Source organism: Kluyvera chengduensis (assembly GCF_044197065.1).
GTDB lineage: Bacteria > Pseudomonadota > Gammaproteobacteria > Enterobacterales > Enterobacteriaceae > Kluyvera > Kluyvera ascorbata_C.
Window position 1 is genome coordinate 310,494 of the sequence record NZ_JBIQOI010000003.1, and the last position, 24,227, is coordinate 334,720.

Annotated in this window: 21 protein-coding genes; 5 read left to right on the forward strand and 16 right to left on the reverse strand. The window is 52.9% G+C overall.

The window, feature by feature from the left end; all coding sequences use genetic code 11:
* Positions 1-30: 30 nt before the first annotated feature.
* Complete coding sequence (gene glmU, locus ACH1XZ_RS12445; RefSeq protein ID WP_395595817.1) at positions 31-1,401, reverse strand: bifunctional UDP-N-acetylglucosamine diphosphorylase/glucosamine-1-phosphate N-acetyltransferase GlmU; 1,371 nt, start codon at positions 1,399-1,401, stop codon at positions 31-33.
* Positions 1,402-1,745: 344 nt separating this feature from the next.
* On the opposite strand from glmU, the gene ACH1XZ_RS12450 reads away from it, so the two are divergent.
* Complete coding sequence (locus ACH1XZ_RS12450) at positions 1,746-3,923, forward strand: right-handed parallel beta-helix repeat-containing protein (RefSeq protein ID WP_395595818.1); 2,178 nt, start codon at positions 1,746-1,748, stop codon at positions 3,921-3,923.
* Between the two features lie 515 nt (positions 3,924-4,438).
* Here ACH1XZ_RS12450 and ACH1XZ_RS12455 read toward each other — a convergent pair.
* The 13 genes from ACH1XZ_RS12455 to asnC all read right to left on the reverse strand — a co-directional run bounded on the left by ACH1XZ_RS12455 (position 4,439) and on the right by asnC (position 15,930).
* Positions 4,439-4,858 (reverse strand): F0F1 ATP synthase subunit epsilon, encoded by a 420-nt coding sequence (locus ACH1XZ_RS12455; RefSeq protein WP_035893612.1) that lies wholly within the window; start codon positions 4,856-4,858, stop codon positions 4,439-4,441.
* 20 nt (positions 4,859-4,878) lie between these two features.
* Complete coding sequence (gene atpD, locus ACH1XZ_RS12460) at positions 4,879-6,261, reverse strand: F0F1 ATP synthase subunit beta (RefSeq protein ID WP_035893613.1); 1,383 nt, start codon at positions 6,259-6,261, stop codon at positions 4,879-4,881.
* 26 nt (positions 6,262-6,287) lie between these two features.
* Entirely contained in the window at positions 6,288-7,151 is an 864-nt protein-coding gene (atpG, locus tag ACH1XZ_RS12465; RefSeq protein WP_035893615.1) for a F0F1 ATP synthase subunit gamma, read from the reverse strand.
* Between the two features lie 49 nt (positions 7,152-7,200).
* Positions 7,201-8,742 (reverse strand): F0F1 ATP synthase subunit alpha, encoded by a 1,542-nt coding sequence (gene atpA, locus ACH1XZ_RS12470; protein ID WP_166515109.1) that lies wholly within the window; start codon positions 8,740-8,742, stop codon positions 7,201-7,203.
* Between the two features lie 12 nt (positions 8,743-8,754).
* Positions 8,755-9,288: a F0F1 ATP synthase subunit delta gene (gene atpH / locus ACH1XZ_RS12475; RefSeq protein ID WP_035893618.1), complete on the reverse strand. Its 534-nt coding sequence runs from the start codon at positions 9,286-9,288 to the stop codon at positions 8,755-8,757.
* Between the two features lie 14 nt (positions 9,289-9,302).
* Positions 9,303-9,773 carry a F0F1 ATP synthase subunit B gene (gene atpF, locus ACH1XZ_RS12480; RefSeq protein ID WP_035893620.1) on the reverse strand — a complete coding sequence of 157 codons (471 nt, stop codon included), beginning with the start codon at positions 9,771-9,773 and terminating at the stop codon, positions 9,303-9,305.
* 66 nt (positions 9,774-9,839) lie between these two features.
* Entirely contained in the window at positions 9,840-10,079 is a 240-nt protein-coding gene (gene atpE / locus ACH1XZ_RS12485; RefSeq protein ID WP_000429386.1) for a F0F1 ATP synthase subunit C, read from the reverse strand.
* A 46-nt stretch (positions 10,080-10,125) separates the two neighbouring features.
* On the reverse strand, positions 10,126-10,941 hold the full coding sequence (gene atpB / locus ACH1XZ_RS12490) for a F0F1 ATP synthase subunit A (RefSeq protein ID WP_035893623.1): 816 nt from the start codon (positions 10,939-10,941) through the stop codon (positions 10,126-10,128).
* A gap of 8 nt (positions 10,942-10,949) precedes the next feature.
* On the reverse strand, positions 10,950-11,330 hold the full coding sequence (gene atpI / locus ACH1XZ_RS12495) for a F0F1 ATP synthase subunit I (protein ID WP_395595819.1): 381 nt from the start codon (positions 11,328-11,330) through the stop codon (positions 10,950-10,952).
* Between the two features lie 614 nt (positions 11,331-11,944).
* Positions 11,945-12,568, reverse strand: coding sequence for a 16S rRNA (guanine(527)-N(7))-methyltransferase RsmG (rsmG, locus tag ACH1XZ_RS12500; protein ID WP_395595820.1), 624 nt, complete (start codon positions 12,566-12,568; stop codon positions 11,945-11,947).
* Positions 12,569-12,670: 102 nt separating this feature from the next.
* Entirely contained in the window at positions 12,671-14,560 is a 1,890-nt protein-coding gene (gene mnmG / locus ACH1XZ_RS12505; RefSeq protein WP_395595821.1) for a tRNA uridine-5-carboxymethylaminomethyl(34) synthesis enzyme MnmG, read from the reverse strand.
* A 373-nt stretch (positions 14,561-14,933) separates the two neighbouring features.
* The gene (gene mioC / locus ACH1XZ_RS12510) at positions 14,934-15,383 is read right to left on the reverse strand and encodes an FMN-binding protein MioC (RefSeq protein WP_035893631.1); all 450 of its coding nucleotides are present in this window, start codon (positions 15,381-15,383) and stop codon (positions 14,934-14,936) included.
* Positions 15,384-15,471: 88 nt separating this feature from the next.
* Complete coding sequence (gene asnC, locus ACH1XZ_RS12515; protein WP_035893632.1) at positions 15,472-15,930, reverse strand: transcriptional regulator AsnC; 459 nt, start codon at positions 15,928-15,930, stop codon at positions 15,472-15,474.
* A 151-nt stretch (positions 15,931-16,081) separates the two neighbouring features.
* Here asnC and asnA point away from each other — a divergent pair, with 151 nt between their 5' ends.
* Entirely contained in the window at positions 16,082-17,074 is a 993-nt protein-coding gene (asnA, locus tag ACH1XZ_RS12520) for an aspartate--ammonia ligase (RefSeq protein ID WP_035893633.1), read from the forward strand.
* Positions 17,075-17,082: 8 nt separating this feature from the next.
* On the opposite strand, the gene viaA is transcribed toward asnA, so the two are convergent.
* Positions 17,083-18,534 carry an ATPase RavA stimulator ViaA gene (gene viaA, locus ACH1XZ_RS12525; protein WP_395595822.1) on the reverse strand — a complete coding sequence of 484 codons (1,452 nt, stop codon included), beginning with the start codon at positions 18,532-18,534 and terminating at the stop codon, positions 17,083-17,085.
* Positions 18,534-20,030: an ATPase RavA gene (gene ravA / locus ACH1XZ_RS12530; protein ID WP_395595823.1), complete on the reverse strand. Its 1,497-nt coding sequence runs from the start codon at positions 20,028-20,030 to the stop codon at positions 18,534-18,536. Before ravA ends, viaA begins: the two co-directional genes overlap by 1 nt.
* Positions 20,031-20,249: 219 nt before the next feature.
* Between ravA and kup the strand changes: the two genes are divergently transcribed.
* The 3 genes from kup (at position 20,250) to rbsA (ending at position 24,226) form a co-directional block, all read left to right on the forward strand.
* Positions 20,250-22,118: a low affinity potassium transporter Kup gene (kup, locus tag ACH1XZ_RS12535; protein ID WP_395595824.1), complete on the forward strand. Its 1,869-nt coding sequence runs from the start codon at positions 20,250-20,252 to the stop codon at positions 22,116-22,118.
* 175 nt (positions 22,119-22,293) lie between these two features.
* A complete protein-coding gene (gene rbsD / locus ACH1XZ_RS12540; RefSeq protein ID WP_123650958.1) occupies positions 22,294-22,713 on the forward strand; it encodes a D-ribose pyranase in 420 nt (139 codons plus the stop codon).
* Between the two features lie 7 nt (positions 22,714-22,720).
* Positions 22,721-24,226 (forward strand): ribose ABC transporter ATP-binding protein RbsA, encoded by a 1,506-nt coding sequence (gene rbsA, locus ACH1XZ_RS12545; protein WP_395595825.1) that lies wholly within the window; start codon positions 22,721-22,723, stop codon positions 24,224-24,226.
* Position 24,227: the final 1 nt, after the last annotated feature.

The following is a 24,227-nucleotide window of genomic DNA, read 5'->3' on the forward strand; positions in this document are numbered from 1 at the left end:
GCGACTACGCCTTATCAGGCCTACATAAAACTACTTCTTCTTCACCGGGCGCTGCCAGCCTTGCTTGTGTACCTGCGGTACGCGGCTCAGCACCAGTTCGTTATCAGCAACATCGCGGGTCACGGTGGTACCGGCCGCGATAGTGACACCTTTGCCAATGGTGACCGGAGCAACCAATTGGCTGTCGGAGCCGACAAAAACGTCATCGCCAATAATCGTTTTAAACTTGTTGGCACCATCGTAGTTGCAGGTAATGGTACCCGCGCCGATGTTCACGTTGTCGCCAATTTCCGCGTCGCCGAGGTAGGTCAGGTGACCGGCTTTCGAGCCTTTACCCAGACGCGCTTTTTTCATTTCGACGAAATTACCCACGTGCGCGCCTTCCAGCAGCTCAGCGCCAGGACGCAGACGAGCAAACGGGCCGATGGTGCAGGCGGCCTCCAGATGAGCATCTTCCACAACGCTGTACGGGCTGATTTCACAGTCGTCGCCGATGGTGGCGTTTTTAATCACGCAGCCCGCGCCGATTTTGACGCGATGACCCAGCACCACGTTGCCTTCAAGGATAACGTTAGTATCAATTTCGACATCACGCCCGTGAGACAGGGTGCCTCGCAGGTCAAAACGCGCTGGGTCACGCAGCATCACGCCTGCCAGCAGCAGTTTTTCAGCCTGTTCGGACTGATAAATACGCTCAAGACGGGCAAGCTGCAGGCGGTTATTCACGCCGTCAGTTTCACTGATACGCGCCGGGTGAACCGCAGCAATTTCGCGGCCTTCGTGGTATGCCATGGCGATAATATCGGTGATATAAAATTCGCCCTGCGCATTGTTGTTGTTCAGTTTCGCCAGCCAGCGCTTCAGGTCCGCGCCGTTAGCAATCAGGATACCGGTGTTAATTTCCTGAATCTGACGCTGTGCTTCGGTGGCATCTTTGTGCTCAACAATGCCGGTCACTTTGCCGTTTTCACGGGTAATACGGCCATAGCCGCTCGGATCGTCCAGCACCACAGTCAGCAGGCCAATCCCGCCCTGCGGCTTGGCTTCACGCAGGCGTTGCAGCGTTTCAACAGAGATCAGCGGCACGTCGCCGTAGAGCATCAGAATATCTTCGTCATCCGCGAAGAACGGCGCAGCCTGCTGCATTGCATGACCGGTGCCCAGCTGTTCAGCCTGTAGCACCCAGTTGAGGTTATCGTCGGATAAGATTTGCTTAAGTAAATCACCGCCGTGACCGTACACCAGGTGAACCTGGTTCGCGCCAACATGATTCGCGGCATCAATAACATGCTGCACCATCGGCTTGCCCGCCAGGGTGTGCAGCACTTTTGGGAGATCGGAATACATACGCGTGCCTTTGCCTGCGGCAAGGATCACAACGCTCATGGTACGGTTAGACATAGGTATCCTGTCTGTAGATTAAGTATGAAGTAAAGCGGGTTAACGTTGAAAATTCTACATATTTTTCGCCATGAAATGGCTTGATGATAAAACGTTCAACATCCCCTTTCGACCTGATTTTCTTCCCTTATTTTCGTCCATATCAAACGCATTTGTCTTGTAAGAATTCGGCTCAATCGCCAGATAGCGCGCTATCTCTCTGCTTATATTGTTTTTTTGATACCTGAATAAAGAAACCCATAATTTAAAACGCCGTTTTATTTACTCATTATTGTGACGAACAAAAAAGAAACAGCGTTTTGATTTGTTGATAATTACGGCGCTCAACCATTCAGGAAGATGATATGAAAAAGAAAATACCTCTGGCTCTGACGCTTTGTAGCGCAGCACTCTCTCTGTCGGCACACGCTCAGGCGCCCCAGCAATGGAAGGCGATCGCTTTTGGGCAATCTACCGACGTAAACTTCTCCTCCAATGTGTTACCGGAGAAGATTGGCGTTAACAACGTGACGATTGACGGTAAGACGCTGACTCCACAACAAACTGCCTCTCTTAGCAAACCTATCACCATCGAAAGTCGTGGTGGTAAGATTGCTAACTCACACGATGGCCTGACCTTTTTCTACACCACCGTACCGAGTGACGAGAATTTTGTTCTCTCCGCCACGGTAACCGTCGATCAGTTTGGCCCAGAAAATGGCGCTAAGCCGGCCGCTCAGGAAGGGGCCGGACTGTTGGTGCGCGATATTATCGGCATTCCTCGCCAGGAGCCGTTGAAAGAGGGTTATGAAGAGTTTCCTGCGGCATCGAATATGGTGATGAACGCCATCATGACTCAGGATAAAAAAGACGATTACCGCGTGAAGCTACAGGCTATCTCACGCAACGGCATCACCCAACCGTGGGGGAACGCGGGCTCCGAAATTAAAAAGGTCAGCTACAAGGAAGGTGTTAATCTGCGAGAGTCACCGGCCTTCCGCCTTAAGCTCGAGCGAACCAATGAGGGCTTTATTACCGCCTGGGCGCCGGTTGGTAGCGAAGAGTGGACAACTCAGCAGGTGCCGAATGCCGATCTAATTTCGGTTCAGGATAAAAAGCAGTACTACGTCGGTTTTTTTGCCTCCCGTAACGCGAAAATCACCGTGAGTGATGCCTCACTGACCACGTCGGCAGCCCAGACCGTCGCCTCGAAGCCGTTCGTCGCAAAATCCTGGCCGGTGGTGATGCAGGTCGCATCCGGCAGCCAAAGCGCCGGGGCGAACTACACCTTACAGGCGCGAGCGAACTACGATGGTCTGTTCTCGGTGCGCCAGAATGAAGTAGTGATCGGGGAGAATAAACCGGTGAAAGCCGGCGAGATGTTTACCCTGCCAGCCACGCTGAAAGACAACAACAGCTTCCAGATTACGTTTACCCCCACCAGCGGCGGCGATCGTTCGCCGGTTGAACAGCAGCTTACCGTTAGCCAGTATAAAGCGGCGGCAAACAGTACGCTGTACGCTGCTGCGGACGGTAAAGCCGATGCTAAAGGCACGGCAGAAGCACCGCTGGATTTAGCCTCCGCCATCGCGCTTGTGCCACCGGGCGGTAAAGTGGTACTGGCAGCAGGCGACTATGCAAAAACGGATATTCCACTTTCCGCAAGCGGCCTTGAAAATGGACGTAAAACGCTGGAAGCCAACGGTAAAGCGGTTATCCACGGCATGTTGCTGGACGCTCACTACTGGACGATTCGAGGTATCGATATTACCGACAAGAGCCTACGCATTCAGGGAAGCCATAACCTTATCGAAAACGTCACCGCCTATCACAACGACGATACCGGAATTCAGATCTCTTCTGCCGATAAGATCGGTCGCCCGTTGTGGGCAAGCCATAACCGCGTGGTGAACTCCGAATCTTATCGCAACGAAGATCCGGGTAAGATCAACGCCGACGGTTTTGCGGTGAAGATGCGCGTGGGTGAAGGTAACCGACTGGAAGGGTGTTACTCCCACGACAACATCGACGATGGCTTCGATCTGTTCAACAAGATTGAAGATGGCGCCAACGGCGTGGTGGTGATTGAGAACTCTATTGCCCGCAATAACACCAGCAACGGCTTCAAGCTCGGTGGTGAAGGCCAGCCAGTGGCCCATGAAATCCGCAATAGCATTGCTATTGGCAACCATCTTGATGGTTTCACCGATAACTTCAACCCAGGCAAGCTGGTGGTGGTGAATAACGTTGCCGTGGATAACCAGCGCTTCAACTTCATCTTCCGCCCAAGCCCGTACGGGGATGCCGCAACCCAGGGCGTGTTCAGCGACAACATTTCGCTGCGCAGCCAGCCGGGGAAATACGACGATGCGGTGGTGGGGAACGTTGATGCAACCAACTACTTCATCGAGAAGGGAAAAAGCGTTAATACGGAAGGGAAGGAGCTGCGCGCGCAAGACTTCCAGTCGCTATCGTTACCGCAGCCGCTGACCCGTAATGCGGACGGGAGTTTTGATACCGGGAATTTCCTGAACAAGGATTGATGCGGAGGTGAGTGCTGTAGGCCTGATAAGCGCAGCGCCATCAGGCAAGCCACAAAGACATTGCCGGATGGCGGCGTAAACGCCTTATCCGGCCTACAAAATACAAAGGTCGCCGTGAGGCGACCTTCTTCATTTTTGGTTCTGTTTACACCGCATGTGTTGTGGTTTTCGTTAGCGGTACAGCGCTTAACAGAACGGCATCTGACCTACAGGTGAGGCGGCCAGTGCGGTCATCAACCTTACAGGTTGAAAGTACCGAAAGAGATGTTCATAGCGCTGAAGAGAGCGATGATTTTATTGATCAGTTTCATGATTTTAATCCTGCGATAGTAGTGGTGTTTTCTGTGACTCATGTCACAAAAAGAAGTCTACTCCTCGGACATTTATCGATCAACAGTTTTGTGATTCAAATCACAAAATATTTAAAATACCTTTTCAGTTTCATTTAAATTAAAACAAGCCATAAAAAAAGCCAGCCTGGAAACCAGACTGGCTTTTTGACTTTCAAGCCGGTGTTACATCGCTTTTTTGGTCAACTCGATAACGCGCAGTTTAGCGATCGCTTTGGCCAGTTCCGCAGACGCCTGAGCGTAATCCACGTCACCATGAGAGCTCTTAATGTGCTCTTCGGCCTTACGCTTCGCTTCAATCGCGCGCGCTTCGTCGAGGTCCTGACCGCGAATTGCGGTATCAGCCAGAACGGTCACGCTGCCAGACTGCACTTCAAGAATGCCGCCGGACAGATAGATAAACTCTTCGTGACCGTGCTGTTTAACGATGCGAATCATACCAGGCTTAATGGCGGTGAGCAGCGGGGCGTGGCCCGGGTAAATACCCAGCTCACCTTCGCTACCCGTTACCTGGATTTTCTCGACCAGACCAGAGAACATTTGTTGCTCTGCGCTGACGACGTCCAGGTGGTAAGTCATTGCCATATCACCCTCCGATTAAGGCGTTAAAGTTTTTTGGCTTTTTCCACTGCTTCGTCAATGGAACCGACCATGTAGAACGCCTGCTCCGGCAGGTGATCGTATTCGCCGTCCATGATGCCTTTAAAGCCACGGATGGTGTCTTTCAGCGAAACGTATTTACCCGGAGAACCGGTGAATACTTCTGCTACGAAGAACGGCTGGGACAGGAAGCGCTGAATTTTACGAGCGCGTGCTACCACCAGTTTGTCTTCTTCAGACAGTTCATCCATACCCAGGATGGCGATGATGTCTTTCAGTTCCTGATAACGCTGCAGGATGGACTGAACGCCACGAGCGGTGTCGTAGTGCTCCTGACCAACAACCAGCGGATCCAGCTGACGGCTGGTGGAGTCCAGCGGGTCAACCGCAGGGTAGATACCCAGGGAAGCGATCTGACGGCTCAGTACTACGGTTGCATCTAAGTGAGCAAAGGTAGTTGCTGGGGATGGGTCAGTTAAGTCATCCGCAGGTACGTATACCGCCTGTACGGAGGTGATAGAACCGGTCTTGGTGGAGGTGATACGTTCCTGCAGAACGCCCATCTCTTCCGCCAGAGTCGGCTGGTAACCTACCGCTGAAGGCATACGACCCAGCAGTGCAGATACTTCTGTACCGGCCAGGGTGTAACGATAGATGTTATCGACGAACAGCAGTACGTCACGACCTTCGTCACGGAATTTCTCAGCCATGGTCAGACCGGTCAGAGCAACGCGCAGACGGTTTCCCGGTGGCTCGTTCATCTGGCCATATACCAGGGATACTTTATCGATAACGTTGGAGTCGGTCATTTCGTGGTAGAAGTCGTTACCCTCACGAGTACGTTCACCTACGCCCGCAAACACGGAGTAACCGGAGTGCTCGATCGCGATGTTACGGATCAGCTCCATCATGTTTACGGTTTTACCAACACCCGCACCGCCGAACAGACCGACTTTACCGCCCTTAGCGAACGGACACATCAGGTCGATAACTTTGATACCGGTTTCCAGCAGTTCCTGAGAGCTAGACAGCTCTTCGTAGGAAGGTGCAGCGCGGTGGATAGCCCAACGCTCTTCTTCACCGATGTCGCCTTTCATGTCTACTGGCTGACCCAGTACGTTCATGATACGACCCAGTGTTGCTTTACCTACCGGAACTTCGATTGGGTGCTCGAGGTCTTTAACATCCAGACCGCGACGCAGACCGTCGGAAGAACCCATAGCGATGGTACGTACGATACCGCCGCCGAGCTGCTGCTGAACTTCCAGCACCAGAACTTCATTACCATTCTGCACCTCAAGAGCTTCGTACACGCGCGGTACGGCATCCTGAGGGAATTCGACGTCAACTACGGCGCCGATTACCTGGACAATTTTTCCAGTAGCCATCTTGAATCCTCTACGAATTAACCTGGTTATACCGCGGATGCACCACCGACGATCTCGGTGAGTTCCTGAGTAATGCTGGCCTGTCGAGCTTTGTTGTATACCAACTGCAGCTCTTTAATCAGGCTGCCGCCATTGTCGGTCGCGGCTTTCATCGCCACCATACGTGCGGCCTGCTCGCTGGCCAGGTTTTCTACCACGCCCTGATAGACCTGAGATTCGACATAGCGACGCAGGAGGGTATCCAGCAGCGCTTTCGGATCGGGTTCGTACAGGTAATCCCAGGTTTTACGTTTCAGATCATCATCTTCTGAAGCCGGTAACGGCAGCAGTTGGGTGATCGTCGGCACCTGAGACATGGTGTTAATAAATTTGTTGCTGACAATATAAAGCTTGTCCAGACGACCTTCGTCGTAGGCTTGCAACATCACTTTTACCGGACCGATAAGTTCGGACAGGGCAGGTTTATCGCCCATACCGGTTACCTGAGCGACAATGTTGCCACCTACGGAATTAAAGAAGGACACACCTTTAGAGCCGATCATTGCGAGGTCGCACTGAACGCCTTTTTCGGTCCATGCCTTCATATCCGCCAGCAGTTTCTTGAACAGGTTAATGTTCAAGCCACCGCACAGACCACGGTCGGTAGACACCACCAGGTAGCCCACGCGCTTAACGTCGCGTTCTTCCAGGTATGGGTGCTTATATTCCAGATTACCGTTCGCAAGGTGACCAATCACTTTGCGCATGGTATCTGCATAAGGACGGCTGGCCGCCATGCGATCCTGCGATTTACGCATTTTGGAAGCGGCGACCATCTCCATCGCTTTAGTGATCTTTTGCGTGTTCTGGACGCTTGCGATCTTACTACGTATCTCTTTTGCGCCGGCCATGAGCTTCTCCTCAATGCCTACGGCCTGCCCTAAGACAGGCCGTCAGACTTTACCAGGATTGGGTTGCTTTGAAGGAATCGAGGATGCCTTTCAGCTTGCCTTCGATTTCGTCGTTATAGCCACCGGACTGGTTGATCTCTTGCATCAACGGAGCGTGATCACGGTCAACGTAAGCCAGCAGAGCGGCTTCGAAGCTACCGATTTTCGCCAGTTCTACATCCGCCAGATAACCACGTTCTGCCGCGAACAGAACCAGAGACTGCTGCGCGACTGACATCGGCGCATACTGTTTCTGTTTCAGCAGTTCAGTTACTTTCTGACCATGGTCCAGCTGCTTACGGGTTGCATCGTCAAGGTCAGATGCGAACTGGGAGAATGCTGCCAGTTCACGGTACTGTGCCAGAGCGGTACGGATACCACCGGACAGTTTTTTCATGATCTTGGTCTGAGCTGCACCACCAACACGGGATACGGAGATACCCGGGTTAACCGCAGGACGAATACCGGCGTTGAACAGGTTGGTTTCCAGGAAGATCTGACCATCGGTAATGGAAATTACGTTGGTCGGAACGAATGCGGAAACGTCACCTGCCTGCGTTTCGATAATCGGCAGAGCAGTCAGTGAACCGGTTTTCCCTTTCACTTCACCTTTGGTGAAAGTTTCAACGTATTCGGCGTTAACACGCGCAGCACGCTCCAGCAGACGGGAGTGGAGGTAGAATACGTCGCCCGGGAATGCTTCACGTCCTGGTGGACGACGGAGCAGCAGGGAGATCTGACGGTATGCGACAGCCTGTTTAGACAGGTCATCGTAAATGATCAGCGCATCTTCGCCGCGGTCGCGGAAGTATTCGCCCATTGCGCAACCGGCATATGGTGCCAGGTATTGCAGTGCAGCGGATTCAGACGCGGTTGCCACAACAACGATGGTGTTAGCCAGCGCGCCGTGTTCTTCCAGTTTACGTACCACGTTAGAAATGGTGGACGCTTTCTGGCCGATAGCAACGTATACGCACTTGATGCCGGAATCACGTTGGTTGATGATGGCGTCGATTGCCAGCGCGGTTTTACCGGTCTGACGGTCGCCGATGATCAGTTCACGCTGACCACGACCGATTGGGATCATGGCATCAACGGATTTATAACCAGTCTGAACTGGCTGATCAACGGACTGACGTTCGATTACGCCTGGTGCGATAGCTTCAACGGCGGAGAAGCCGTCGTTGTCCAGCGCGCCTTTACCATCGATTGGTGCACCCAGGGTGTTAACCACACGGCCCAGCAGGCCACGGCCAACCGGAACTTCCAGGATACGACCAGTACACTTGACGGTCATGCCTTCGGCAAGGTCAGCGTACGGACCCATGACTACAGCACCTACGGAGTCGCGCTCCAGGTTCAGTGCGATAGCGTAACGGTTACCCGGCAGGGAAATCATTTCACCCTGCATACAATCGGCCAGGCCGTGAATGCGGATAACACCGTCACTTACAGAAACAATAGTACCTTCGTTGTGAGCTTCACTCACAACACTGAACTGAGCAATGCGCTGCTTGATCAGTTCGCTGATTTCGGTGGAATTCAGTTGCATGCTCCAGTCCCCTTAAGACTGCAAGACGTCTGCAAGGCGCTCAAGACGGCCGCGTACGCTGCCATCAATGACCATATCACCCGCACGGATGATAACGCCCGCCATTACAGACTTATCGATTTTGCAATTCAGCTTAACTTTGCGTGACAGACGCTTTTCCATCGCGGCGCTGATTTTCGCAAGCTGTTCTTCATTCAGTGCATTAGCGGAGATGACTTCTACCTCAGAGGTAGCTTCACTCGCGGCGCGCAGATGAATGAACTGCTCGAGAACATCCGGGAGCACTTTAAGACGACCATTTTCAGCCATAACCTTAATCAGGTTCTGGCCGTTTTCGTCCAGTTGCTCACCGCATACTGCGATAAACGACTTAGAGAGCGTTTCCGGTGCCAGCGCACCAGACAGAAGCTCTGCCATTTGTTCGTTCTTCGTCACTTCGGCGGCAAACGCCAGCATGTCCTGCCAGCGATCTACGCTTTTGTGTTCGACGGCAAAGTCAAAAGCTGCTTTGGCGTAGGGGCGAGCTACCGTAACAAATTCAGACATCAGCCCCTCCCTCCTTACAGTTCAGCGACAAGTTTGTCCACGATGTCGCTGTTAGCAGCTTCATCCACGGAACGTTCGATGATCTTCTCGGCGCCAGCAACAGCCAGGATAGCGACTTGCTTACGCAGCTCTTCGCGGGCACGTTTACGCTCAGCATCAATTTCTGCCTGAGCCTGTGCCACGATTTTGTTACGTTCCTGCTCTGCTTCAGTTTTGGCTTCGTCCAGGATCTGAGAGCGACGTTTGTTCGCCTGCTCGATGATTACCTGGGCTTCCGCTTTCGCTTTTTTCAGCTGGTCGGTCGCATTGGCCTGTGCAAGGTCCAAATCCTTTTTAGCTCGTTCTGCAGAAGAAAGGCCGTCAGCAATTTCTTTTTGACGCTTTTCGATGGCAGCCATTAAAGGCGGCCATACGTATTTCATGCAGAACAGAACGAAGAGGACAAACGCGATGGCCTGGCCGAGGATTGTTGCGTTAAGATTCACAGCACAATGCCTCTTTATCTAGTTAACGTTCTGATATTGCTCTTACTTAATTCAAAGCAACGCTTACTACGCGACAGCGAACATCACGTACAGACCCAGACCTACAGCGATCATAGGGATAGCATCCACCAGACCCATAACGATAAAGAACTGAGTACGCAGCAGAGGAATCAGATCCGGTTGACGCGCTGCGCCTTCCAGGAATTTGCCCCCGAGGATGCCGATACCGATCGCAGCACCGATTGCCGCCAGACCCATCATCACAGCGGCAGCCATGTACAGCAGATCCATATTCAGGTTTTCCATGACAGTCTCCAGTTTGTTTCAGTTAAAACGTAGTAGTGTTGGTAAATTAATGTTCTTCAGACGCCATCGACAGATAGACGATCGTCAGAACCATGAAGATGAAGGCTTGCAGCGTAATGATCAGGATGTGGAAAATGGCCCACGGCACATTCAGAATCCACTGTGACCACCACGGCAACAGACCAGCAATCAGAATGAAAATCAGCTCACCGGCATACATGTTGCCGAAAAGTCGCAGACCGAGAGATACCGGTTTGGACAGCAGGCTTACCCCTTCAAGGATTAAGTTGACAGGAATAAATGCCCAGTGATTGAACGGCTGCAGTGTCAGCTCTTTAGTGAAGCCACCGATGCCTTTCATTTTGATGCTGTAGAACAGAATCAGGATAAACACGCCCAGTGCCATAGACAGGGTAATGTTTACGTCCGCAGACGGAACCACGCGCAACGCCGGCAGGCCCAGTATATGCTCAGCAATATACGGCAGCAGGTCGATAGGCAGTAAGTCCATCAGGTTCATCAGGAAGACCCAGACGAAGATCGTCAGGGCAAGCGGAGCAATGACCTTGCTTTTGCCATGGTACATGTCTTTGACACTGCCATGAACGAAGCCAATTACCAGCTCAATCGCGGTCTGAAATTTACCCGGTACGCCGCTGGTTGCTTTTTTGGCAACGCTACGGAACGTAAGCAGGAACAACAGACCCAGCACCACCGAGAAGAACATGGAGTCAATATTGAGCGTCCAGAAGGTGGCTGGGGGGTTATGCGGATCTACCAGCGAGAAAGTACGCAGGTCCAGCTGAAGGTTATTCAGATGGTGTCCTATGTATTCCTGCGGCGTCATATTTTCAGAAGCCATGATGCCTTTTACCCTTTGTTGTTAATTACAGCGGGCGCCAGTATTTGAACCACTAGCACCGAAATCCATGTAACGATCAGCGGTAAGAACACCGCTTTAAAAACCGCCAGCGCCACGACCAGTAACACCAGCATCGCAAGCACTTTGAACGCTTCCCCGAAGGCGAACGTCCAGGCCACTCGGCCTTTAGCGGGTGTATGTACCTGGTGACGCCAGGCAAAAATCATAAACAACATATTAGGCAGTAACACTGCCAGGCCTCCACACGCGGCGGAGATGCCCCAGAAGGGGTCTTTAAGGCTGAACAGCAATCCACTTGCTATCACTGCCAGAAGCTGAATGAACAGAAGCTTTCGAGCAACATTGCGACTCACGAACGACATAGACATCACGTTTGTACTCCTGCTCCCTTTGAGGTATGCCGCGTGTCGTATAAAACGTTCTTTAATGCTCTGAGTCAAGCATCAAAAAGCGGTCAAATTATACGGTGACACCCCGTGATTTCAAACAATAAGTAGCCAAAACGTGAATAAATATTTAATTATTTTTCATTCGCGCTATTTTTCTACTTTTCGCCAAAGTGTGAACGATCGTACAAAACTGCAAATACACCGAAAATAGTGATTACAAAGCGTGCACAAGATCACAAATTAAACATTTTCGAGCAAAGCGCATAAATCATTGTAGCAAAACGGATGTTCTCATCATTCTGATATATAAGACTTAATTCGCGAACTCTTTTAAAAACACCGCGATACAGAACAAAAACCATTCATTGACATTCATAATAATTTATTAACATGACAAAATGACGAATGGGCTTACTTTTAGCAGACTGATATTTTCCATGTTGACTATTTTAAGTCTTAACAAAAAAAGCCGCGTTAAGGTGAAGATAAGCCAAAGTTAACCGCTGGTTAAATATAGCAGGTCGCTGGCGCTAATTGTCGCTCATTTGTTAACACCAGAGACCCTACTTTTTCTCTACTTTTTTTGATAAAAATTAAATTTTATTTGCTGCAATAATAACCAAATGACGTTCCCCTTCCAGCTGAGGAACTTTTAACGACACTACGCTCTCGACGCTAAACGGCGCGGGAAGTTGGGCAATTTCCTCTTCCGGCAGTTGTCCCTTCAATGCGTAAAAGCGCCCAGCTTCACCAGGAAGGTGATGGCACCAGGTCACCATGTCGGTCAGTGAGGCAAAAGCACGGCTAATCACGCCGTCAAACGGCGGTTCAGCCGGGAAATCTTCAACACGGCTCTGCACTGGCGTGATGTTAGTCAGCGTTAACTCGTGCTGCACCTGACGCAGGAAGCGGACGCGTTTGCCCAGGCTATCCAGCAGAGTGAAGTGAGCATCAGGGCGTACAATCGACAGCGGAATACCCGGCAAGCCAGGACCCGTACCCACATCGATAAAGCGTTCACCTTTCAGCGATGGCGCGACCACAATGCTGTCGAGAATATGGCGAACCAGCATCTCGTTAGGGTCACGTACGGAGGTCAGGTTGTAGGCTTTATTCCACTTGTGCAGCATATCCACGTAGGCCACAAGCTGGTTTTTCTGGTGATCGGAGAGGGAAATTCCTGCTTCATTCAGCAGTCGGGTGAGTTTGTTGAGCACGGAGAATACCTGTTAGCGATAATCTGCCGGATGACGGCTTCGCCTTATCCGGCTTAGGTGTAGGCCCGGTCAGCGTAGCGCCGCCGGGCAACGTTCGGTGCATTAAGCGCTGCGGCGCAGCAGCCCTTGTTTTTTGAGCCATACCAGCAGAATGGAGATTGCCGCTGGCGTGATCCCGGAGATACGAGATGCCTGGCCTATCGAGACCGGTTTGTGATCGTTAAGTTTGGCGATCACTTCGTTGGACAAGCCATTAACCTGGCGATAGTCCAGCGTGGCAGGCAGCAAAGTGTTTTCGTTGCGCTGCTGTTTCTCGATTTCATCCTGCTGACGAGCAATATAACCTTCGTATTTGACCTGAATTTCTACCTGTTCAGCCGCCTGCGCGTCTTCCAGCATTGGCGTAAACGGAGTCAGAGCAGTCAGCTGTTCGTAGGTCATTTCCGGTCGACGCAGCAGATCTTCACCGCTGGCTTCGCGGGTCAGTGGCGCACTCAGGTGAGCATTCACTTCGGCTGCAGACTCGGATGACGGCGTAATCCAAGTGGATTTCAGACGCTGACGTTCACGCTCAATGTTTTCCAGCTTCTCGTTGAAGCGAGCCCAACGAACGTCATCCACCATTCCCAGCTCACGGCCAATTTCGGTCAGACGCAGATCGGCGTTATCTTCACGCAGCATCAGGCGATATTCCGCGCGGGAGGTGAACATACGGTACGGTTCTTTAGTACCGAGCGTGCAGAGGTCGTCCACCAGCACACCGAGATAAGCCTGATCGCGACGCGGTGCCCAGCCTTCTTTGTCAGCGGATAGACGCGCGGCGTTAAGTCCGGCCAGCATGCCCTGAGCAGCAGCTTCTTCGTAGCCCGTAGTGCCGTTAATTTGACCAGCAAAGAACAGGCCGTGGATAAATTTGCTTTCCAGCGTGAGTTTCAGGTCGCGCGGATCGAAGAAATCGTACTCAATGGCGTAGCCAGGACGCACGATTCGCGCGTTTTCCATCCCCTGCATGGAACGGACTATTTGCATCTGTACATCAAACGGCAGGCTGGTGGAGATGCCGTTTGGATAAATTTCGTTGGACGTCAGCCCTTCCGGCTCCAGGAATACCTGATGCTGGTTACGATCGGCAAAACGCATCACTTTATCTTCGATCGATGGGCAGTAGCGCGGACCGATCCCTTCGATCACGCCAGCGTACATTGGGCTGCGATCGAGGTTATTGCGGATCACCTCATGCGTTTTCTCGTTGGTATGGGTGACGTAGCACGGCATCTGACGAGGATGCTGAGAGGCATCGCCCAGGAAGGAGAAGACCGGCAGTGGGTTATCACTGTTTTGCTGACCCAGGACGCTAAAGTCGATAGTGCGCGCGTCGATACGCGGCGGTGTACCGGTTTTCAGGCGACTGACGCGCAGCGGCAGTTCACGCAGACGACGAGACAGCGGGATAGACGGCGGATCGCCAGCACGGCCACCGCTGTAGTTATCCAGACCAATGTGAATTTTACCGTCAAGGAATGTCCCTACGGTAAGAACCACCGCTTTAGCGCGGAATTTGAGACCCATTTGAGTTACGGCGCCAACGACGCGATCGTTCTCAACAATCAGATCTTCAACCGCCTGCTGGAAGATCATCAGGTTCGGCTGGTTCTCCAGCGCGGTGCGTACCGCCTGGCGATAGAGCACGCGATCCGCCTGTGCACGGGTAGCGCGAACGGCTGGGCCTTTGCTAGCGTTTAGTATCCTAAACTGAATGCCAGCCTGGTCGATCGCTGTAGCCATCAGGCCGCCAAGGGCATCCACTTCTTTTACCAGGTGTCCTTTCCCAATGCCGCCAATCGCCGGATTGCAGCTCATCTGCCCCAACGTGTCGATATTGTGTGTCAAAAGCAGAGTCTGTTGACCCATTCGCGCTGCGGCCATCGCGGCCTCAGTGCCTGCATGACCCCCGCCAATGATGATGACGTCAAAAGGATCCTGATAAAACATGGTGGTTTGCCTCGCGTAAAGCGGTTTGAAAATGGATTGAAGCCCGGGCCGTGGATTCTACTCAACTTTAGTCGATGGAGAAAGGGTTCGGATCTTGGGTATTAAAAAGAAGATCTTTTTATTTAGAGATCTGTTCTATTGTGATCTCTTATTAGGATCGCCAACCTTTGTGGATAAGTCCGATCCGGATTTTAAGATCAACCGTTTAAGAAGGATCGTTAGCTGTGAATGATCGGTGATCCTGGTCAGTATAAGCTGGGATCAAAACGAAGGGTTATGCACAGGTCAAAAACCAGACAGAAGTTATTCTTTGGATAACTACCGGTTGATCCAAGCTTTTAACCAGAGTTATCCACACAATAAATTCCGATCTTTACAAATCTCTGAGCAAAAGATGCCACGATCCCAACCAGATTTCGGCCGGATCTTCAGGAATCTCATGCTCGAGTACGTTGATCTTCAGCGTTTCGCCAATCTGTTTGGCCCCGCAGGCCTTCAGTTCAGCATCCAGTTTGTCGATCGCGCCGCAAAACGTGTCGTATTCACGGCTACCAATCCCGATAGCGCCGAAGCGAACCTGGGAGAGATCCGGTTTTTGCTCACGTAATGCTTCATATAAAGGCAGCAGGTTGTCAGGAATGTCACCAGCACCGTGCGTGGAACTGATAACCAGCCAGATCCCTTCCGTTGGCACTTCATCAAGCATTGGTCCGTGCAGCATTTCGCTGGTAAAACCGGCATCTTCGAGTTTTTCAGCCAGATGCTCTGCTACATATTCCGCACTGCCAAGCGTGCTGCCGCTGATAAGAGTAATGTCTGCCATGCTCGCCCACCTTTATATAGAAGGCGCATTGTACGCTGTGAACGAGCTGGGATCTACCTGTGGAAAAATGTGGGATTAAAAAAAACGATCACGGCTTGATGGTACGCATTATCGGGTTTTGCAGGACGATCAAGGTTTCCGTGGACTGAATTTCATCAATTGTTTGGATCTTGTTGATAAGTACCTGTTGTAAGGCATCGATGGATTTGCACATGACTTTAATAAAGATGCTGTAGTGCCCGGTGGTGTAATACGCCTCGGTCACTTCGTCCAGACTTTCCAGCCTTGCTAGCGCCGAAGGGTAATCCTTCGCGCTCTTCAGAATGATGCCAATAAAGCAGCCCACGTCATAACCCAGCTGCTTAGGGCTCACGTCAACGTGCGCACCGGTAATAATGCCCGCCTGCTTCATCTTCTCTACGCGAACGTGAATGGTGCCGGGGCTCACGGCGAATTGTTTGGCCAGTTCGGCATAGGCGGTACGGGCATTGGCCATTAACGCCTCAAGAATGCCGCGATCCAGATTGTCGATTTGATAATTTTCCATAGCTTTTTCTTATGAAGATTGATGATTCACTCTATTTTAGCCTGTTATTTTATTGAATCAAAAGTGAGTGAGGCTTTTTATTGTTTGATTATTGAATTGGCACCCTGTTTTGTTGCTTAATCAATACCAACAGGACGCAGGAGTAAAAATAATGAAAACCGCATACATCGCAAAACAACGCCAGATTAGTTTCGTTAAATCCTATTTTTCCCGTCAGCTGGAAGAGAAGCTAGGGCTCGTAGAAGTCCAGGCGCCGATTTTAAGCCGCGTGGGAGATGGGACACAGGACAACCTGTCTGGTTGCGAGAAGGCGGTTCAGGTGAAAGTGAAAACACTGCCAGAAGCCCAGTTCGAAGTGGTTCATTCCCTTGCGAAGTGGAAACGTCAAACCCTGGGACAACACGACTTCAGCGCGGGCGAAGGGCTCTACACGCACATGAAGGCCCTTCGCCCCGATGAAGACCGACTCACCGCCATTCACTCCGTTTACGTTGACCAGTGGGACTGGGAGCGCGTAATGGGCGATGAAGAGCGCCATGCGGGTACGCTGGAAAGCACCGTGAAGGCAATCTGGGCGGGTATTAAAGAAACTGAAATTGCTGTGAGCAAAGAATTTGGTCTGACACCGTTCCTGCCAGAACAGATCCACTTCGTTCATAGTGAAACGCTGCTGAGCCGCTACCCGGGCCTCGATGCGAAAGGCCGTGAGCGCGCGATAGCCAAAGAGCTGGGCGCGGTCTTCCTGATGGGAATCGGTGGTAAGCTTTCTGACGGTGAGCGCCACGACGTTCGTGCGCCGGACTATGACGACTGGAGCACGCCAACGGCTTCCGGCCTTTCTGGTCTGAACGGCGATATCCTGGTGTGGAACCCGGTGCTGGAAGACGCCTTCGAGCTTTCCTCTATGGGGATCCGCGTTGATGCCAAAGCGCTGAAGCATCAGCTGGCGTTAACCGGTGATGAAGATCGTTTGAAGCTGGAATGGCATCAGGCGCTGCTGCGCGGTGAAATGCCGCAGACTATCGGCGGTGGCATTGGTCAGTCTCGTTTGACGATGCTGCTGCTGCAACTCTCCCATATCGGGCAGGTGCAGTGTGGCGTATGGCCAGCACAGGTTCGTGAGAGCGTCTCCGCCCTGTTGTAATGCTTAAATCAACGCTGCCAGCGTCTTAGCAGGCGGCTTCTCAACCCGGTATCAAAGCGCCAGATATGATCGAAGATGCGCATGATCCCGGGTTTTCCATGTGCAGACATCGCCACCGCATGAAAACGGTGCTGATATTTGTGCTGCAGGTCCCCTACCTTCTTCACCACCTCATCTGGCAGCCGCTGGGCGATAAAATCGGAAATGACCACCGCGTCGGCATCCTGCCACTGCGGGTTTTGCAGTTGCTCGATAACCGCACGCAGACAGCTCGCCATATCGGTGCCGCCGCGAAAGCGCTGGCTTAAAAAGCGGATCGCCTGCTCCAGCCCCTGACGGTCTGTCAGTTCGTAGCGCACGACCTCCGTTGAGAACAGCATGATGTAGCAGCGTCGGTTATCCGCCAGCGCCACGCGCATCAGCGCAAGGCAAAACGCTTTGGCGCACTGCTCGTTGAAGCCGCCCATCGAACCTGAGGTATCTACGCAGACTACAAACGGGCCGCGCGGCTGTTCGTCTTCATCCTGATGAACCACCGGGCGCTCGGTGACCTTTTCGCGCCATGCATCGCCATGCAGCCGATAGGTCAGCAGCTGCTTCTCCACCAGCCGACGGTAGAATTCATATTCCAGTTCGGTCATCCCAAGCGTTGCCAGCTCCGGCGGCAGCAGGCGCAGGATGTCGTCGCTTTGCTGAATGCCATCGACCTGCTCTGGCACGGTGGAGGGTTCACGCACCATGGTGCGGAAGGTCTCCATCGGCGCGTCTTTTTTCGGTACTGATTTCGCTTCTCGAGAGCGCCCAAGCTGTTCTGCCAGACGCATCAGTTCCGGCTGCTGGCTGAGAAACTCGCCGTATTTGACGATCAGCTGATAGTCAGCGCGCTTAAGCTGCCCGGCGCTCATGTCCCATAGCCGCCCGCCCGCGCTGTCGTTTTCCACCAGCACCGGCTCCAGTTGGCCGCTCAAGGTCATGCGTTCCTGAACCTCGCTCAGCAGCTGTTCGCGCTCCTCTTCCAGCATCTGCTGGTTAAGCGACGTGACCTGAACGACCAGGCTCAGCCGCCAGCGCTGCAGGAACAGGGTGTGTAGTGCGGGGGTAAAGGTCGCATTGTTGGCTACAAGCTGCTGTGCCTGTGCGGCGAATGGCGATCTCAGACGAGTCAGTAACGTCAGAATCTGCGGTAGCTGGACGATAAACTGCGCGGTAGAGAGTAGCTGGCTCTGCTGATAGCAGATGACCTCTTCTTCCAGCTCTGGTGGCACCGGCGCTCCCTTCAGGCGGCTTTTAAAGGTCTCGCGCCAGCGGGGAAGATCGTCGGTGATGGCCGTTTTTAAACGAGGAAACTTTTCAAAAAAGATAGCCAACTGCGGCGAGGCCAGCAGGGCGATGATCATCTCTTCGATCATCCCCTCTTCGCTAACCGCCAGCATGACGTTGAGTGTATCAATAGTCAGCATTAAAGCTGCGCCTGCTTAATTTGCGCGGCCACATCCTGCAGGCTGGCTTCAATGCGGCCGAGCCACTCTTCATTAATAAAGAGGCATTTTTGTTGTTCGCTAAAGCGGTTGTGCTGCTGGTGCCACTCTTCATCCAGCGCGAGCAGCTGCTGGCGGATTTCCGCTGGCATATTCTCCGTCGTGCCCGTGCCGGGCAGCGATAGGCGCGTTCCCTGAAGGCTGACATCGCGCACCACCAGGTGCTGACCGGCGTCGACTTCCATATTCAGCGCCAGCGAAAAGCCGATGCCGTTGAGCTTGCCGCGGATTTCACCACTTTTCTCCAGCCAGTTGGCCAGCGCCTGACGTTCAAAGGTGATGTGAATCACTTCGATATCGTGCAGTTTGAGCGGTTTTTGCAGCAGTAGCGTGACCGTAGGCGACTGCACCTCAGGTGGCAGCTCATAGTGTGGTTTGCGGCTGAACATGCCCCCCAGACGCGTCACCTTGAGCGCCGTTTTGTCACTTTGTTGCTGCTGAATTTGCAGACGCTGCTGGGTGATTGCGCCCAGCTTGTTGAGCATCGCCTGTTGCTGCCATGCGTGCCCAGTCATCAAAATATCTATTTGTTGTTGCAGAAGATTTCGGCTCTCTGCGTCATGCCAGAGACACTCTTTTAAGAGGATCAGATCGATAGGCGCTATGGTATCGCGGCCGCTGAAGAAGGCGCAGGCCTGAAGCAGACGGATCGCTTTTTTCCAGCGACGGTCGGAGACATAAGGCGCATTCGGCAGATTATCGAGCTGCTGGCGCAGGGTGAAGATCAGCTCAAACACCGCATCCGGCAGCTTCACGTTGCCGATATCCTTCTGCCACTGGAAATACTCTTCGTCGGTGACCTGAAGATTGGCCGGAATCGGGTTGTCGTTCTCGTCCTGCTGGCTAATCAGCATTGAGCGGAAATTGCCTTTATCCTGCACTTTGTCGAGCCACAGACGAATCAGCATACGGTCATACAGCGCCTCAAGGCTGCTTTCCGCTTCCGGCAGTTCGTTGGAGGCTGTGACCAGCAGGCGCATGGGGATTTTTTCGACGCTGGCGCCGTTACGGAAGTGACGCTCGTTGATGGCGGTCAATAGGGTGTTCAGAATCGCCGGGCCGGCTTTCCAGATCTCATCAAGAAAGACGATTTCCGCTTCGGGCAAATAACCCGCGGTCAGACGCTCATAGCGCCCTTCATCTTTTAAGGCCTGAATAGAGAGCGGGCCGAATACCTCTTCCGGCGTAGAGAAACGGGTCATCAGGTATTCAAAGGCGCGGGCGTGCTGAAAGGCAAACTTCAGGCGGCGGGCTATCAGGCTTTTAGCTATGCCGGGAGGACCAAGTAAAAACACACTCTCCCCGCTGAGGGCCGCCAGCAGGCACAGCCGCATGGCGTGGCTACGCTCAAAAAGGCCTTTTTCCAGCGCGCTGCTCAGGCGTGAAATTCTTTCTGCTAATAAATGTGGTTGCGCCATAATTAAGTTGCGTCCTTTCACCGCTTATTCTGCTAACTGGCTGAGTATAGACGTATAACTCTTTAGGTGAATAGCCTGAATAGTACCTCGCTATTTCTTGAGGCAGGTTAAGATGACGCAATTAAGGGGTACGATTTTGATGTTAATCGTGCATACTGTGCGCTTTTGGTGGGCCAAGGGACTAGGCACACATTTGTTTCGTAAACGAAAGACTAGTCTATGAGCACTGATAAGAAACAATCTTTATCAGCGATTACACTCGCTGCAATTGGCGTGGTATACGGCGATATTGGTACCAGCCCTCTTTATACGCTTCGTGAATGTTTGTCTGGGCAGTTTGGTTTTGGCGTCGAACGTGACGCGGTTTTTGGCTTTCTGTCATTAATTTTCTGGCTGCTGATTTTTACCGTATCACTCAAATACATTACCTTCGTGATGCGGGCGGATAACGCCGGTGAAGGCGGGATCCTCACGCTGATGTCGCTTGCCGGGCGTAATACCTCCGCAAGAACCACATCGGTGCTGGTGATCCTTGGGCTTATTGGGGGAAGCTTCTTCTATGGTGAAGTGGTGATTACCCCGGCTATCTCGGTGATGTCGGCGATCGAAGGTCTTGAGATCATCGCGCCAACGCTCGATACCTGGATTGTCCCCATCTCTATCATCGTCCTGACGCTGCTTTTTGCTATCCAGAAGCACGGTACCAGCATGGTCGGCAAACTGTTCGCGCCGATAATGCTTATTTGGTTCTTGCTGCTGGCGGTGCTGGGCGCGCGGAGCATTATTGCTAACCCGGAAGTCCTGCATGCGCTGAATCCTTACTGGGCGGTGAACTTCTTCCTGCAATATAAAACCGTCTCCTTTGTGGCTCTGGGCGCGGTGGTGCTGTCGATTACCGGCGTGGAAGCGCTGTATGCCGACATGGGGCACTTCGGGAAATTACCGATTCGCCTGGCCTGGTTCTCGGTGGTGCTGCCTTCGCTGGTGCTGAACTACTTTGGTCAGGGCGCGCTGCTGTTAAAGCACCCGGAAGCCATTAAGAACCCGTTCTTCCTGCTGGCGCCTGATTGGGCGCTGATCCCAATGCTGGTGATTGCGGCATTGGCGACGGTTATCGCCTCTCAGGCGGTTATCTCCGGGGTCTTCTCGTTGACTCGCCAGGCGGTGCGCCTGGGGTATCTGTCACCGATGCGCATTATCCACACCTCGGAAATGGAGTCCGGCCAGATCTATATCCCGTTTATCAACTGGCTGCTTTATATCTCGGTGGTGGTGGTTATCGTCAGCTTTGAGCACTCCTCAAACCTGGCGGCGGCGTACGGTATTGCCGTGACCGGGACCATGGTGCTGACGACGATTCTGTTCACTACGGTGGCACGTAAGAACTGGCGCTGGAACAAGTTCTTTGTGGCGCTGCTGTTCGTGGCGTTTATGTGCATCGACATTCCGCTGTTCTCGGCGAACCTCGATAAAATCGTCTCCGGTGGTTGGCTGCCGCTGACGCTGGCGCTGATTATGTTCACCATCATGACTACCTGGAAAAGCGAGCGTTTCCGCCTGCTGCGTCGTATGCATGAGCACGGTAACTCTCTGGAAGCGATGATCGCCTCACTGGAGAAATCGCCTCCGGTACGCGTACCGGGTACCGCGGTGTATATGTCTCGTGCGCTGAACGTAATTCCGTTCGCCATGCTGCATAACCTCAAGCACAACAAGGTGCTGCACGAGCGGGTTATCCTGCTGACGCTGCGTACTGAAGATGCGCCGTATGTGCATAACGTTCGCCGCGTGCAGATTGAGCAGCTCTCTCCAACCTTCTGGCGCGTGGTGGCCAGCTACGGCTGGCGTGAAACGCCAAACGTGGAAGAGGTGTTCCACCGCTGCGGCCTGGAAGGCTTAAGCTGCCGAATGATGGAAACCTCGTTCTTTATGTCGCATGAGTCGCTGATTGTCGGCAAGCGTCCGTGGTACCTGCGCCTGCGCGGCAAGCTCTACCTGCTGTTGCAGCGCAACGCGCTTCGCGCGCCGGATCAGTTCGAGATCCCGCCGAACCGGGTTATCGAACTGGGCACCCAGGTCGAAATCTAATGCTATCAACGCCCTTCCTCATTCTGACGGAGGGCGTTTTTTTATCTCCCTTTCCTTCGTTCGCGAAACGTTTCGATGGCGATCACATTTCTATAACCTGATGGTGGTTTTCTGTTCGTTCTTCAGATTAAACTTATGTTAGCGAAACGTTTCGCTAGTGGAGCAAGAAAACAAAATGAAGAAAGGCACGGTACTCAACTCTGAAATCTCGTCGGTTATCTCCCGTTTGGGGCATACCGATACGCTGGTGGTGTGCGATGCGGGCTTACCTATTCCCCGCAGCACGGCGCGCATTGATATGGCGCTGACCCAGGGCGTTCCCACCTTTATGCAGGTGCTGGGCGTGGTGACGCAAGAGATGCAGGTCGAGGCCGCCATTCTCGCCGCGGAAATTCAACAACATAATCCGCAGCTCCACGAAGCGTTGCTCAAACACATTGAGCAGCTGCAGCAACACCAGGGAAACACCATTGATGTTCGTTACGTCTCACATGAACAGTTCAAACAACAAACCGCAGACAGTCAGGCGGTGATTCGCAGCGGGGAGTGTTCCCCGTATGCGAATATCATTCTCTGTGCTGGCGTCACCTTCTGAGGCCATCATGGACGCACTCTTACAACTGAAAGGGATCGATAAATCGTTCCCGGGCGTAAAGGCGCTCTCCGGCGCCGCGCTGAACGTCTACTCCGGTCGCGTGATGGCGCTGGTGGGCGAAAACGGCGCGGGCAAATCCACCATGATGAAAGTGCTGACCGGGATCTACGCCCGCGATGCCGGCTCATTATTATGGTTGGGTAAAGAGACTACCTTTAACGGTCCAAAATCGTCCCAGGAAGCCGGTATCGGCATCATCCACCAGGAGCTGAACCTGATCCCGCAACTGACGATTGCCGAGAACATTTTCCTCGGCCGTGAGTTCGTGAATCGCTTTGGCAAAATTGACTGGAAGAAGATGTATGCCGAGGCCGATATCCTGCTGGCAAAACTCAATCTGCGCTTTAAGAGCGACCGCCTGGTGGGCGACCTCTCTATCGGCGATCAGCAGATGGTGGAAATTGCCAAGGTGCTGAGCTTTGAGTCGAAGGTCATCGTCATGGATGAACCGACCGATGCACTGACCGATACTGAAACCGAATCCCTGTTCCGCGTCATCCGCGAGCTGAAATCGCAGGGACGCGGCATTGTCTATATCTCCCACCGCATGAAAGAGATTTTCGAGATCTGCGACGACGTCACCGTGTTTCGCGACGGGCAGTTTATTGCCGAGCGTGAAGTGGCGAGCCTCGACGAAGACCTTCTGATTGAAATGATGGTTGGGCGCAAACTCGAAGATCAGTACCCGCATCTTGATAAAGAACCGGGTGAGATCCGCCTGAAGGTGGACGCGCTGTGCGGGCCGGGCGTGGAAAACGTCTCCTTCACCCTGCGTAAAGGCGAAATCCTTGGCGTCGCCGGGCTAATGGGCGCTGGACGTACCGAACTGATGAAGGTGCTGTACGGCGCGCTGCCGCGCACCAGCGGCTACGTGACTCTCGACGGCCATGAAGTGGTGACCCGTTCACCGCAGGACGGCCTGGCAAACGGCATCGTTTATATCTCCGAAGACCGTAAGCGCGATGGCCTGGTGCTGGGCATGTCGGTGAAAGAGAACATGTCGCTAACCGCGCTGCGCTACTTCAGCCGTGCCGGTGGTGGCCTGAAGCATAAAGATGAACAGCAGGCGGTCGGCGACTTTATCCGCCTGTTTAACGTTAAAACGCCTTCCATGGAACAGGCTATCGGCCTGCTCTCCGGCGGTAACCAGCAGAAAGTGGCGATTGCCCGCGGCCTGATGACTCGTCCGAAGGTGCTGATCCTCGATGAGCCGACGCGCGGCGTCGACGTGGGGGCGAAGAAAGAGATTTATCAGCTTATCAACCAGTTCAAAGCCGACGGCTTGAGCATCATTCTGGTCTCTTCAGAGATGCCGGAAGTCTTGGGGATGAGCGATCGCATTATTGTGATGCATGAAGGGCATCTCGGCGGTGAGTTTTCACGCGAGCAGGCCACCCAGGAAGTATTAATGGCTGCCGCAGTGGGCAAGCTTAACCGCGTGAACCAGGAGTAAA